Raw genomic sequence first — 14,596 nt, forward strand, 5'->3', positions numbered from 1 at the left:
GTCAGAAATTTCCCTTGAACCAGCCCTTGATCCGCTCCAGCGTGGAGATGTCGTGCTCGTGGCCGTGAACGCGTCGCGCGGCAGATTCCTCTCTGCGCACCGCGACCGTAGTCGACGATGGCGTATGCCGTTCCTGCTTCATTCCATAATGTAGCAAACCTACACCCGTAGAATAAATTGGATTGCGGACTACATCCGCCAGACCACGAACATTTTGCGGGCAGGCTATGCGTACTGGCATGTGGAAGATCTCTTCCGCCAGCTCCACGACACCTTCCATGCGTGACGTGCCGCCTGTTAGTACTACACCGGCTGCCACGAGATCCTCATAGCCACTACGACGTAGCTCATCGCGGATCAGAGTGAAGAGTTCCTCGTACCTGGGCTCAACCACTTCTGCCAACGCCTGGCGAGACAGATCTCGGGCCGGTCGATCACCAACACTGGGCACCTTGATCGTCTCATCACTGGACGCCAACTGGGTCAGAGCACAGGCGTACTTGACCTTGATTTCTTCAGCGTACTGAGTCGGTGTGCGCAGAGCCATGGCAATATCATTGGTCACTTGATCCCCTGCGATGGGGATCACTGCCGTATGTCGAATGGCTCCTTCGGTAAACACCGCGATATCAGTAGTCCCTCCTCCGATATCGACCATGCACACACCTAATTCACGCTCATCCTCAGTCAGTACTGCATGACTTGAGGCGAGTTGTTCCAGAATGATGTCGTCGACTTCAAGACCACATCGACGCACACATTTCTCGATGTTCTGCACAGCATTCAGTGCCGCTGTGACCAGGTGAACGCGCGCCTCAAGGCGCACCCCGGACATGCCCAACGGCTCACGAATACCTTCCTGCCGGTCGATGGCATATTCCTGTGGCAGCACGTGAAGAATGCGCTGACCTTCAGAAATTGCTCGTGCGCGAGCAGAGTCGATCACACGTTCGATATCTGACGGCGTGACCTCACGGTCCTTGATTGCCACTACGCCATCGGAGTTCATCGAGCTGATATGGCTGCCAGCAATGCCGACATATACCGAGTGAATATCACACCCGGCCATCAGCTCGGCTTCTTCCACCGCACGCTGAATCGACTGCACAGTTGACTCGATATTAATCACGACACCCTTCTTCATGCCGCGAGAAGGATGCGAGCCAATACCAGCAATTTCAATGCCGCCATCATCGGTGGGCTGGCCCACGATCGCGACCACCTTGGAGGTTCCGATGTCCAGCCCGACCACCATATCCTGTGATTTGGAATGTCCTGCCATAGGTCGGGCCAGCTCCTTGATTCTGGTTCGTCATAAAAATAATGGTGCGATCGGTAGGCGGCATATCACCTCAACACTACCCGAATCGAGTTTACGTTCCGTTTAACCCGATGAGGTGATTCAGCTCCTCAGTATAGGAGGAGCAAGTTCAGGCATACCAGCCAAATATACAGGGTGGCACAAAACCCCGCTAGAATAGGCGGGATTGTACTTAAATGAAACTGGCGAAAACTTCATTTCACTAATACTGCGCCTTAAAAGCCCCTAAAAACAGGTGTCGCCATTTTCTTCAACCCTCTTGCCCATTTTCGAGTGCTGTTGTCTCGCCATGCCATGCCACTGCTACGCCATTAGGGTAACGCAGGTCTATGTAGCGAATTTGCGACGCCTCATCACTCAAACGGCGCTGCCAAGCGGCCATGAAGCGCGCCAACCTCGCCTCTCGATCATTACGTCCTAACATTACCCAGACAGTGTCATTGACTTGAAAACGCCATGCACCGCGAGGCTCCAGTCGTAACTGGGAAACATTGAGCCCAAGCCCACCGAGCTGGCTCTGCAGCGCATCCATCTCAGCCAGAACCTCTGAACCACTGCCTTGTGGACCTGCCAAATTCGGCAAATTCCCCAAGCGAGTGACAGGACCTGCCTTGAACGCTTCACCACGAACGTTAAGCAATTCACCATCATTCCAATAGGCAACTGGCTGCTGCTCAAACAGCTCAAATTCGAGTGTATCCGGCCAGCGACGGGAAATACTGACCTCACTGAGCCAATCAATCGTCAATGCGCGCTGTCGAACATCACCCAATGGCACAGAAAGCCAGCTTTGCCCACGAATCAACGGTGCAATGTGGCGCTGCAGATAGGCAGCACTGACGTGTTCGAAGTCACCCTTGATGGTGACACGTTCAATAGGTCGATCCAGCCATGTCCACAGGGCTTGGCCACCCGCCACCATCAGGGCCAAGCCTAGCACCAGACCGAATAGAGTGCCGGCAGAGCTACGTGAGGCCATGAATCAATGACCGCTCGGCAAGCAATCTGACACATCAGCGCCAGCGCGCTCGGTCAGAGTCGTATCAAGAATACGCAGCACGAGTGCAGCAAAATCGAGACCAATATATGCAGCTGACTGCGGCACCAGACTGTGGTCTGTCATACCTGGCGAGGTATTCACCTCAAGTAGCCAAAAAGCACCCTCAGCATCCTGCATTACATCCACACGTCCCCAGCCTTCACAGCCTAGCGAAGAAAACGCCTTGAGGGACAACTCAGCCAACGCAGCTTCCCGTTCTGCGGAAAGGCCACAGGGCAACAGATAGCGTGTGGTGTTAGCTATGTATTTAGCGTCGTAATCATAAAAACCACTATCCGCTTCAATACAGATCGCTGGCAGAGCCACGTCATCAAGAATAGAGACGGTGTACTCGGGCCCTTTGATGAAGCGTTCTGCCATCACCACCGCATCGAACTGGCTGGCATCACGCCACGCAGCTTCCAACGCCGAGGCATCCTCGACGATATGAATGCCCAGCGTGGAGCCTTCATGAACCGGTTTGACCACTACAGGGGCGCCTAGTGTATCGAGCACGACTTGCCAATCAGTATCGGCTGCCAGCTGGCAGGAACGTGGTGTCGGTAGGCCTTCAGCGTCCCACAGTTTCTTGGTGCGTAGTTTGTCCATACCCAGCGCCGACGCCATCACGCCACTGCCGGTATAGGGGATACCGAGTAGTTCCAATGCGCCCTGCAGGGTGCCATCTTCACCACCTCGACCGTGCATGGCAATGAAGACTCGGTCTGGCCGCAAGGCCTCAAGCCCTGCAAGCCCACCAGCCATGTCATAGCCCTGAACATCGAGACCTGCACCTTCCAGTGCAGCGAGCACGGCAGCACCGCTTTTCAGAGAGACTTCACGCTCAGCGCTCATCCCACCAAACAGCACGACAACGCGACCGTAACGCACCGCCTGCTCTGGTATGACTGTGCTTTTCCCGCGTGTTTCGCCACGAAAAGACATAGAGGTTTGCTCGCTCATAGCACCACCTCAGAAAGTTTCAGGTCAGCACCAGCCAGTGCGAGCGCGATACCACCCACATCACCCGCCCCCTGCGTGATCAGAATATCACCGGGGCGCAGGACGTTATTGAGCAGTTCAGGCAATGCACGCTTGTGCTCGACGAACAGCGGATCAACCTGACCACGCTGACGGATAGAACCCGCGAGCGAGCGACCATCGGCCCCGGGGATCATGGCTTCACCCGCACTGTAGACATCCAGCAGTAGCAGAGTATCGACCTCGGAAAGCACACGCACGAAATCCTCGTAGAGGTCATGGGTACGTGAATAACGGTGCGGCTGATACGCCATCACCAGGCGACGATCCGGCCAACCAGCACGCACGGCGCGAATCACCATTTCGACTTCACGCGGATGGTGTCCGTAGTCATCTACCAACATGACGCCCTGCTCACCATTGGGCGCAGCAAACTCACCATGTACCTGGAAGCGACGACCGACACCGGCGAAGCTGGCCAGCGCGCGCGCGATCGCCTCATCGCTGACGCCAACATCGGTCGCAACCGCGATAGCCGCCAGCGCATTGAGGGCATTGTGCTCGCCGGGCATCGCCAACGTGATCTCCAGTGGCGCATGCCCTTCCGGACGCAGTGCCGTGAAGCTCAGCTGTCCGCCACCCTGGCGGAAGTTGCTGATGCGATAGTCGGCATCGTCACTGAAACCATAGGTCACGAACTGACGTTGTACGCGCGGCAACAGCTCGCGAAGATTCGCATCATCAATGCACAACACCGCCAGGCCATAAAACGGCAGGTTGTGCAGGAATTCGATGAAGGTGTCCTTGAGGCGATTGAAGTCGCCTTCGTAGGTCGCCATATGATCGGCATCGACATTGGTGACGACAGAGATCAGTGGCTGAAGATGCAGGAAGGAAGCATCGGATTCATCCGCTTCTGCCACTAGGTACTCACCTTCACCGAGACGCGCATTGGTGCCGGCACTGGTCAGCCTGCCACCGATCACGAAGGTCGGATCCATCCCGCCTTCGGCGAGCAGTGTCGCCGTCAGGCTGGTGGTGGTGGTCTTGCCGTGAGTCCCGGCAATAGCAATACCCTGACGGAAGCGCATTAGCTCAGCCAGCATCTCGGCACGACGCACGACAGGGATGCGGTGCTCGCGCGCCCACGCAACTTCAGGGTTGGTGGTATCGACAGCCGTCGATACCACCACAACGTCACTACCCTCGGCATTGACGGCAGCATGACCAATGGCAACACGCACGCCGCAGTCACGCAGGTGTGCCGTGACTGAAGATTCCTTAAGGTCACTACCACTGACCTCATACCCCATGTTACCAAGCACCTCGGCAATACCACACATGCCCACACCGCCGATGCCCACGAAGTGGATACGACGGATACGGCGCATACCAGCACCACGATCAGAATTCCTAGCGTTCAAGGCGAGTCTCCATGCAGCCTGCCAGCATGGTCGCAACCGCGTCGAGGTCCGCGCTTTCGCGGGCGCGAGCGGCCATGCCAGTGAGTATCTTGGGATCAAGCAATTCACCCAGCGTCTCGGAAAGACATTGGGCGTTCAGCGTATTCTGGGGCATCAAGCGTGCTGCATCAGCGGCCACCAACACCGTGGCATTGATGGTCTGGTGATCATCCACTGCGTGAGGAAACGGCACGAAAATGGCAGGACGCCCCGCAGCAGCAAGCTCGGCTACTGTCAAAGCGCCTGCACGGCAGACCACGAGGTCTGCCCATGCATAGGCTTCAGCCATATCAGTAATGAACTCACTCACCTCGGCCTCTACCTTGGCAGTCGCATAGACAGCAACGGTCGCGTCACGCTTGTCACGACCCGCCTGATGACGGACGACAGGACGCTCAGACTCTGCGAGCAGTGCCAGCGCGGGTGCCAGCTGCTGATTGAGCGCCTGAGCGCCCAGCGAGCCCCCCATCACCAACAGACGCAGCGGGCGTTGTTCAAGCTCAGTGACATCGCGTGCCACAGCACCTACATCGGCAATCTCATCACGTACCGGATTGCCCACCACCTGAGCGCCACGCACCGGCGGAAAAGCTCCGGGGAAGGCGGCATAGACACGCGTTGCCATCCGGGCCAGTACCTTGTTGGTCAGGCCGGCAATCGCGTTCTGCTCATGAATTACCAGCGGGATACCTTCAAGACGCGCCGCGAGCCCACCTGGGCCACTGGCAAAACCTCCCAGGCCCACGACCAACACAGGCTTGAGTTCACGAATGATACGTCGCGCCTGCAGCACGGCTCGCGTCAGACGAAACGGAATCGCCGCGTAACCGACAAGACCCTTGCCACGCAGACCCGCCACTTCGACGCGATGTAGCGGATAACCCGCCTCAGGCACCAACCGATTCTCGATACCGCGCGGACTGCCCAACCAGTGAATTTCATGGCCAACATTCTCCAAGGCGCGCGCCAATGACAGGGCGGGGATCACATGCCCCCCCGTCCCGCCGGCCATCATCAACACCACGCCGGCTGATGCCGTGACAGGTGTTTCGAGAACAGTACTTGTCTCTGCGACGCCAGGTTCGACCGTAGAAGGAGTAGAGGATGCGGAAGAAGACGTCATGCCTTGGCTCCTTGAGGGGTGTCAGTGGGCTTCTTGGCCTTGCGCCGTGGCGTGGCAGTCCCACGAGAAAGTGCACGGACCTCGGCGTCGATACGCAGTAAAATAGCCACCTGTACGCAGCTGATAATCAGACTGGAACCGCCGTAACTCATCAGCGGCAACGTCAACCCCTTGGTCGGTAGCAGACCACTGGCCACACCAATATTGATAAAGGCCTGGGCACCAAATACGAGAGCGATACCGTAACCGAGGTAAGCACTGAATGGCATGTTCGCCAGCTCCGCACGACGACTGACCTTGAATGCACGGTAAATCAGCAAGGCAAACAGGCCGACAACCGCCGTGGCACCGATCAACCCAAGCTCCTCGGCCAGCACCGCAAACACAAAGTCAGTATGCGCTTCCGGCAGATAGAAGAGTTTCTGCACACTGTTGCCCAGCCCCATGCCAGTCAGATGCCCACGGCCGAATGCGATCAACGCCTGCGTCAGCTGGTAGCCACTGTCATACATGTTGGCCCAAGGATCGGTATAGGTCGTCAGGCGCTCCCAGCGATACGGCTCAGCAATGGCCAGCAGCCAGCCGCCACCCAAGGCAAGCACCAGCAGCACGATAAAGCCCCACCACGCCACACCCGATAGCAGCAACATACCCATGACAGCGCCACCCATGACAACGACAGACCCGAAGTCAGGCTCCAGCGCCAGCAATAACACCATCAACATCAACGGTAGGCACGGTAGAATCAGGCCATTGACGACACTGCTACGGACCTTGTCCAGCCGTCGGTCGAGGTAACCGGCCAGCCAGATCATCAGGCACAACTTGGCAATTTCCGATGCCTGCACCCCCCCGATAATAGGCAGCGGAATCCAGCGCTTTGCGCCGTTGATCTCACGCCCGACCACCAACACCACTACCAATAATGCAAAGCCAAGCATCAGCATGGCAAAGCTCCGCTGCTGCCAGGCAGACATTGGTATTCGAAGCGTACAGCAGGCGGCGACCAATCCGATCAGGATGAAGATGCCGTGACGCAGACTGTAGTAAAAAGCGTTGCCATCGAAGCGCTCACTGGAAATCTCACTGGAGGCTGAGGTCACCATCACCCAGCCAATACACAGGATCGCTATCGACGCAAAGACCAACCAGCCATCAATGGGCTGTTGATCAGTGTTCAGGGTGTCACGCAGTCGACTGGCCTTGTCACGCATCACGTTCTTCCTCACCGGCACTCTCAATAACGACATGCTGTGCAACCCAATCACGGAAGACGTCACCCCGCACCATGTAGTTGGCAAACTGATCCAGACTCGCACACGCAGGAGATAACAGCACGCAGTCACCTGGACAGGCCACTTGCTGGGCATGCTCCAGAGCATCAATCAGCGTATTCACACGCGTCACTGTCACGCTGTCAGGCAAGGCGGCAGCCAGCAATGCGGCATCCTGACCGAAGACCACTACCTCACGCGCATAGTCTAAAAGCGGAGCCGCCAGCGGAGAAAAGTCAGCCCCCTTGCCCTGGCCACCAGCCAACAATACCAACTTGCCGTCAAGCGTCGGCCCAAGCCCAGCAATCGCCGCCAGCGTCGCCCCTACATTGGTGCCCTTGGAATCATTGATCCAGCGCACGCCATGTCGGTGAGCAATCAGCTCGCCACGATGCGGCAAGCCGGCAAAGCTCTCGAGCTCGCTCACCATCGCCGCTTCATCAAGACCGATCGCCGTGCCCATCGCCAGCGCCGCCAACGCATTGGCCTGATTATGTCGTCCCGCCAAGCGCACAGCCTCTGCTGGTATGATCTCGTGCAAGCCCTGCGCTTCGACATGACACAGAGACAGCGAACTACCCTTCCCTGCCAGGCACCACTCCGCCGCGTTATTGCGTGATTTCTGGCCTTCTAGCACATCCAGCTGAACACTGAAGGAGACTCGCGATACCAAATCATCTTCCGCTGGCCAACTCCAAGCATCATCAGCATTGATGACCGCCAAACCTGCACCACGGAAAACGGCGCGCTTGGCTGCCTGATAGCCAAGCATGCCGTCATGACGATCGAGGTGGTCTTCAGAGAGATTGAGAAAACAGGCAACGTCAGCCTTGAGCTCAGGCGTCGTTTCGAGCTGGAAGGAGGACAGTTCGAGTACGTAGAGCTCGGCATTCGGCTGCTCACGCAGAAGCGTCAGTGCAGCCGTACCCAGATTGCCGCCTACTGCGACGTGGCGACCCGCGCGCTCAGCCATCTGCGCCACCAGCGTGGTGACAGTCGATTTGGCGTTGGAGCCTGTAATCGCCACCAGTGCCGGGCGTTTGTACTGCTCATGCAGGCTGTCAGCTTCACGTTCATCCAGTGCACGCACGAACAATGCTATTTCGCCGACGAGTCGCTCACGCACAGGATCGAAAACTGCCTGACGTGGGTCAATGCCCGGGCTAAGCACGACTTCATCGAAGCGTGATAGGTCCAGCGCTTCCAGCGGCCCAAGATATACGGATGCTTGTGGAGCGTACTCGCGCAGCCTCTCGAGACCGGGCGGTGCACTACGGGTATCGGCAACCGCGAAATCGATCCCACGGTCACTCAGATGTTGAGCAATTGCCTGGCCGGAAACACCAAGACCGACCACCAGGGTCGGTCCTTTGGCAAGCATCGGCGACGCCGGTGCAGTGACAGCAGAGAGGGTCATCGCAGGGCGTCCTCAGCGAACCTTGAGTGTGGCCAGGCCAAGCAGCACCAGCACGACGGTGATGATCCAGAAACGCACGATAACGCGCGGTTCCGGCCAGCCCTTGAGCTCGAAGTGGTGATGCAGAGGGGCCATTCGGAAGATACGCCGCCCTGTCAGCTTGTAGGAACCGACCTGCAGAATGACTGACACGGTCTCCATCACGAATACGCCACCCATGATGAACAGCACGATTTCCTGACGCACGATGACCGCCACGACACCCAATGCAGCACCGAGTGCCAGCGCACCCACATCACCCATGAAGACCTGAGCCGGATAGGTGTTGAACCATAGGAATCCGAGACCGGCGCCAGCAATGGTGGCGCAGAATACTGCCAACTCACCGGAACCCGCGATGAAGGGAATGTGCAGGTACTCGGCAAACTTCAGATTACCCGAGGCATAGGCGAAGATCGCGAGCCCCATGGCCACCAGCACGGTCGGCATGATTGCCAGACCGTCGAGTCCATCAGTCAGATTGACGGCATTCGAGCTACCGACGATGACAAAATAAGTCAGCACGATATAAAACAGGCCCAACGGAATGGCAACGTCCTTGAAAAACGGCACCAACAGGCCAGTCTCTGCAGGGGTACTCGCAGTGAGATACAGCACCACCGCAGCACCGAGGCCGACCACCGACTGCCAGAAATACTTCCAGCGTGCCGGCAAGCCACGCGGATTCTTCTCCACGACCTTACGATAATCATCCACCCAGCCAACGATACCGAAGCCCAGTGTTACGCCAAGCACCACCCAGACATACAGGTTGGTCAGGTCGCCCCACAAGAGCGTCGAAAATGCCATCGACAGCAGAATCATCACACCGCCCATGGTCGGCGTACCAGCCTTGGACAGATGAGACTTGGGGCCATCATCACGCACGGCCTGGCCAATCTGACCGTCGACAAGTTTGCGGATGACCCAAGGCCCAAGCCATAAGCACAACAGCAGTGCCGTCAGCGTGGCGAGCACTACACGCAGGGTTAGATAGTTGAAAACCGTGAAGGCGCCATTGAATTGGGCCAGAAACTCAGCAAGCAGCAGCAGCATGACTCACATTCACCTTGATGCGTCGACCTTGAGCGCGGCAATGACATTCTCCATGCCGGCGCTGCGAGACCCCTTGACCAATACACTGGCCCCGGTGGGTAGATGGGTACGGACATAGGCTTCCAGCGCCGTCCGCTCGATAAAGTGCTTTCCACCAGCGCCAAAGGCCTCGGTCGCAGCCTGAGCCTCTTCGCCGCAAGTGGCAAAAAAATCTATGCCGAGCTGGCAAGCATAAGCCCCCACTTCGGCATGCAGTCGTTCAGCGTCGTCTCCCAACTCGCCCATGGCGCCCATCAGGCACCAGCGTGGCGCCGGTAGACTGGCCAGCAACTCGAGTGCCGCCATCATGGCACCAGGGTTCGCGTTATAGCTGTCATCCAACAAACGCGAGCCATTGAGACCTGCCACGACACCCAGTCTACCCGGTGCGCTTTCGGCACTTTCAAGCCCCTCGACCACCAACTGGCTGTCAATACCCAGTGCCAGGCACGCCGCTGCTGCCGCCAGCGCATTGGCTACATTGTGCCGCCCTAGCAGCTTGAGCTGAACGCGCCCAAGGGACTCACCATCAAACGTCAGTTCGAAAGCATAACGCCCGAGGCCATCCGCGCCTAGGTCACGCGCCTGTAGCCGCGCAGAATCATCATTCGTGCTCATCAGGCTGAAATCGATCACCTCGATGGCCTGACCTGTGGCCGCCAGCGACTGCCAGAGCGGGAAATAAGCATCATCACGGTTAAGTACCGCGACCGGTCGCCGGCCACTCAATGGACTAAGCCCCGCCAGAATCTCGCCCTTGGCTTGCGCAATCTGCCCCATGCCACCAAATTCACCGACATGAGCGCCAGTGACATTGGTAATCACTGCCACCTGTGGGCGCGCCAGCGCTGTAGTCCAGGCGATTTCACCGAGATGATTGGCGCCCAATTCAACGACAGCGTGCTGATGTGACTCGTCAAGACGCAACAGTGTCATCGGCAGACCGAAATCGTTATTCAGGTTGCCATGATTGGCAAGACTCTCGGCCTCAAAGCGCGCAGCATCGCGTGACAGGATCGCGTGAATCAGTCCTTTCACGCTGGTCTTGCCACTATTGCCAGTGACAGCAATCAGCGGGCGCCCCCAACGTCGACGACGAGCCGCCGCCAGCAGGCCAAACGCCAACCGCGTATCCGGCACGATGATCTGCGGTAACGGATCATCCATCTGCCGCTCGACAAGTGCTGCTACGGCACCATTTTCACGTGCTTGCGCTAGAAAATCGTGAGCATCGAAGCGCTCTCCCCGCAGTGCCACAAATAACGGTGCGGGCTGATCCGAGAGCTTGCGTGTGTCCGTTTCGATTGCGCCCAGCGGCTGGCCTACCAAGGTTTCAGGCAAGCAGCAGCCTAACGCCTGCGCCAGCTCATCAAAGGAATCCAGCCCGACCTGAAGGGCATCACCCGCATTCATGCGTCACTCTCCTGACCTTCCAGAGTGGAGAATTCGCGACGCTCAAGTGCAGCGACTGCGTGCTCAACATCAGAGAACGGCAGACGCTGACCGCAGACTTCCTGGTAGTCCTCATGCCCCTTACCGGCAATCAGAATGACATCATGCTCACCAGCCTCGCGAATGATCTGTGCGATGGCTTCTCCACGATCGGCGATGTTCTCGATACGCTCACATGCGTGAATGCCTTCCATCATCTGTTGACGGATACCGGCAGCATCTTCATTACGTGGATTGTCATCCGTAATCACGACGCGATCAGCCCCCTGCTCGGCTGCGCTCGCCATCAGCGGACGCTTGCCAGCATCGCGATCACCGCCACACCCAAGGATGCACCACAGACGCGCATCGTCACGCGCTGGCAAATGAGCACGCAAGGCTGTCAGGGCAGTTTCGACGGCCTCCGGCGTGTGGGCGTAATCCACCACGACTACTGGCGCGCCTTCTCGTGTTAGACGCTGCATGCGTCCGGGCACAGGCGTCAGACTCGGTGCAGCAGCAAACAATTCTGCCAATGAGTATTCCAGACCATGCAGGATCAACATTGCCAGCAGCGCATTATCAAGATTGAAGCGCCCCATCAGGTTGAGTCCAAGCTCACGCTCACCGTCTGGCGTCGCAATCACTGCCACCTGCCCCAACAGCTCCGGGAAGACATCCAATACCCGCAGCGTCGCGACATCATCACGCCCCATCGCCAGCACTCGCACACCACGTTGCATGCCAGCAAGCATCAGGCGCGCCAATGCATCATCGGCGTTAAGTACCGCCAACGAGAGCTCCGGACGCTTGAATAGCTTCGCTTTGGCTGCCGCGTAGGCTGCCATGCTGCCGTGGTAATCCAAGTGATCACGCGAGAGATTGGTATAGCCCGCGACGGTAAAACGACAGCCATTGACCCGCCCCTGATCAAGCGCATGGGAAGAGACTTCCATCGCGATCAGCTCGGCGCCCACCAGACTCAATCCCTTGAGCGCTGCCTGTACCGCCAGCGCATCAGGCGTGGTGCGCTCACCTGCGACCAGCGCACCGGGCCGACCCACACCCAAGGTGCCGACCATGCCAGCAGGCGTACCCAATGCTTCTGCCAATTCAGCGATGTAATGGGTAACCGAAGACTTGCCGTTGGTGCCCGTGACCCCGATCAGAGTCAATGATTCGGGGACGCCAAAAGCCTGACGGCCCAGCTCACCGAGCTGCCCACCAAGGTCCTCAAGCCATATGACAGTCTCATCGTGTGCGTATGCGGCAATTCGCACATCGTCTACGTCAGCTCGCTCAGCCAGCACCAGTGCGGCGCCGTTCTGCTGCGCTTGAGCAATATAATCACGGCCATCACTACTGAGGCCCGGAATCGCAATAAAGAGAGACCCTACACTCACACGACGGCTATCGATGGTGAGATGCCAATCGGTGCGCGAAGGGAGCGCTGCTGCCAGACAACTGTCATTGAATGCTTGCGGCCACAACATCATGAGGGCATTCAGCATATCACTCGCTGCTGCCACAGGCCGTGCCAAGAACTCGCCAAGACGCTCGCGCGCGTCCTGACTATCTGGCGCTTGCTCGTGAGTAGATCGTGGTGAAGTCATGTCGGAAGACCTTCCTTGTTCCTGCTGCACCGGAACGTATTCGCTACATGATGGATAAAGGCACACTCGCCCCTACGTGGGTCACGCGCATGCCGCACAAAATTCGTTACTCGCCGATCTTGCTGTCCGGTGGCACATCCAACAGACGCAAGGCCTTGCCCGCGACACGCCCAAAGACCGGCGCAGCCACCAGGCCACCATAGTATTCTTGGCCTTTGGGATTTTCGATCATCACCACCGTAACGATGCGCGGATCAGATACCGGTGCCACTCCCACAAATAACGAACGATAAGCCGTCTTCTGATAACCGCTAGAGGTCACCTTGCGCACCGTACCTGTCTTGCCAGCGATACGGTAGCCCTCGACCACCGCGCGCTTGGCAGGGCCGTTGGGCTGCACGATCTTCTCCATCATGCCAAGCAGTGCATGGGCATTATCAGGATCAATCACCTGGTCACCCACGGGGGGCGTCCTCACCTTGAGCAGAGATGGTGGCAGGCGACGGCCATCATTGGCCAATGCCGTAAAGGCGCTGGCCAGCTGCAGTGCCGAGACGCTGATACCATACCCGTAGGACATGGACGCACGCTTGCTCCGTGACCAGTTGGTGGGCGCTGGCAGGACACCAGTGGTCTCTCCGGGGAAACCTGTTCCCGGGCTCTGGCCCAGTCCTAATGAATAGTAGCGATTCCATACGGCATCATCCTCAAGGCTCAAAGCCATGCGACTCATGCCAATATTGGAGGAGTGATAGAGAATACCGGCCATATCGAGCTTTCCGTAATTACGGAAGTCACGAATGGTGAACCGATCAACGCGCATGTAGCCTGGCGTGGTATCGATCACGGAATCGGCTTGATACTTGCCGGAAGCCAGACCGGCGCTCATCGCCAGTGGCTTCATGACAGAGCCAGGCTCAAAGGCGTCCGTGATGGCACGGTTACGCAAGCCAGCGGGATCAAGTCCTGCACGGTTGTTCGGGTTATAGGACTTCTGATTGACCATCGCCAGCACTTCACCGGTACGCGCATCCATCATCACCAGTGTACCGCCATCAGCACGGTGCTCGGCCACGGCAGCCTTTAGCTCACGATAGGCCATGTACTGCAGACGTAGATCAATCGATAGCGTCAGGTCACCACCAGGCTTGGCTTCACTGATCAAGTGCAGATCGCGAACCAAGCGACCCTTACGGTCTTTGAGGACACGGCGCTTGCCCGGCGTGCCGGAAAGATAGGAGTTGTAGGCAAGTTCAAGCCCTTCTTGTCCCTTGTCATCAACATTGGTGACGCCGACCAGCTGAGCGGAAACTTCTCCAGAAGGGTAGTAGCGCTTGTATTCCTGCTTGTGGCTCACACCAGGAATATCGAGATCAATCGCCGGCTGTGCCTGAGGCGGCGTCATCTGACGCTTGATGTACATGAAGCCTTTGCCGCCATCGCGGTACCTGCGGATACGACGGATAAGGTCATCAGGCTTCTGGCCAAGAGCACGTGCGAGAAGTGACAGGCGCACGGGATCATCGGGGACCTTACGAGGGTCAGCCCATAACGTTACGACAGGGGTAGAGATCGCGAGCGGCTCACCAGAACGATCAGTGATCATGCCGCGATGAGCATTGATACTGTCGACACGCAGAGTACGGGCGTCGCCCTGGTCCTGCAGGAACTGCTGATCAAAGAGCTGCAAATAACCAATACGCCCAATCAGCGCCAACAATCCGGCCAGCACGATAAACAGCATGATGCGATAGCGGCCAGCCCCCATTGGGGCGCGGGCACTTTTACGAGCGGCTGCGG

General features: G+C 57.8%; 11 protein-coding genes. All 11 read right to left on the bottom strand.

What is annotated here, in order from left to right; translation table 11 throughout:
- Window position 1: 1 nt before the first annotated feature.
- Window positions 2-1,282, bottom strand: a complete 1,281-nt coding sequence (gene ftsA / locus CFN46_RS02560; RefSeq protein WP_024951299.1) for a cell division protein FtsA — start codon at window positions 1,280-1,282, stop codon at window positions 2-4.
- 289 nt (window positions 1,283-1,571) lie between these two features.
- The gene (locus CFN46_RS02565; RefSeq protein WP_024951300.1) at window positions 1,572-2,300 is read right to left on the bottom strand and encodes a cell division protein FtsQ/DivIB; all 729 of its coding nucleotides are present in this window, start codon (window positions 2,298-2,300) and stop codon (window positions 1,572-1,574) included.
- A 3-nt stretch (window positions 2,301-2,303) separates the two neighbouring features.
- A complete protein-coding gene (locus tag CFN46_RS02570; protein WP_051510756.1) occupies window positions 2,304-3,305 on the bottom strand; it encodes a D-alanine--D-alanine ligase in 1,002 nt (333 codons plus the stop codon).
- 14 nt (window positions 3,306-3,319) lie between these two features.
- Window positions 3,320-4,732: a UDP-N-acetylmuramate--L-alanine ligase gene (murC, locus tag CFN46_RS02575; RefSeq protein WP_051510757.1), complete on the bottom strand. Its 1,413-nt coding sequence runs from the start codon at window positions 4,730-4,732 to the stop codon at window positions 3,320-3,322.
- Between the two features lie 22 nt (window positions 4,733-4,754).
- Window positions 4,755-5,816: an undecaprenyldiphospho-muramoylpentapeptide beta-N-acetylglucosaminyltransferase gene (murG, locus tag CFN46_RS02580; protein WP_088742703.1), complete on the bottom strand. Its 1,062-nt coding sequence runs from the start codon at window positions 5,814-5,816 to the stop codon at window positions 4,755-4,757.
- Window positions 5,817-5,923: 107 nt separating this feature from the next.
- Window positions 5,924-7,141, bottom strand: coding sequence for a putative lipid II flippase FtsW (ftsW, locus tag CFN46_RS02585; RefSeq protein WP_088742613.1), 1,218 nt, complete (start codon window positions 7,139-7,141; stop codon window positions 5,924-5,926).
- Window positions 7,134-8,618: a UDP-N-acetylmuramoyl-L-alanine--D-glutamate ligase gene (gene murD / locus CFN46_RS02590; protein WP_254918381.1), complete on the bottom strand. Its 1,485-nt coding sequence runs from the start codon at window positions 8,616-8,618 to the stop codon at window positions 7,134-7,136. The genes ftsW and murD overlap by 8 nt, the downstream gene beginning before the upstream one ends.
- Window positions 8,619-8,630: 12 nt before the next feature.
- The gene (mraY, locus tag CFN46_RS02595; RefSeq protein ID WP_088742614.1) at window positions 8,631-9,713 is read right to left on the bottom strand and encodes a phospho-N-acetylmuramoyl-pentapeptide-transferase; all 1,083 of its coding nucleotides are present in this window, start codon (window positions 9,711-9,713) and stop codon (window positions 8,631-8,633) included.
- Window positions 9,714-9,722: 9 nt separating this feature from the next.
- Window positions 9,723-11,165 carry a UDP-N-acetylmuramoyl-tripeptide--D-alanyl-D-alanine ligase gene (gene murF, locus CFN46_RS02600; RefSeq protein WP_088742615.1) on the bottom strand — a complete coding sequence of 481 codons (1,443 nt, stop codon included), beginning with the start codon at window positions 11,163-11,165 and terminating at the stop codon, window positions 9,723-9,725.
- On the bottom strand, window positions 11,162-12,796 hold the full coding sequence (locus CFN46_RS02605; RefSeq protein WP_246116418.1) for a UDP-N-acetylmuramoyl-L-alanyl-D-glutamate--2,6-diaminopimelate ligase: 1,635 nt from the start codon (window positions 12,794-12,796) through the stop codon (window positions 11,162-11,164). Before CFN46_RS02605 ends, murF begins: the two co-directional genes overlap by 4 nt.
- A gap of 106 nt (window positions 12,797-12,902) precedes the next feature.
- Window positions 12,903-14,564 carry a penicillin-binding protein 2 gene (locus CFN46_RS02610; protein WP_051510759.1) on the bottom strand — a complete coding sequence of 554 codons (1,662 nt, stop codon included), beginning with the start codon at window positions 14,562-14,564 and terminating at the stop codon, window positions 12,903-12,905.
- Between the last annotated feature and the right edge of the window lie 32 nt (window positions 14,565-14,596).

This window comes from Cobetia sp. QF-1, assembly GCF_002213105.1.
Taxonomy (GTDB): domain Bacteria; phylum Pseudomonadota; class Gammaproteobacteria; order Pseudomonadales; family Halomonadaceae; genus Cobetia; species Cobetia crustatorum.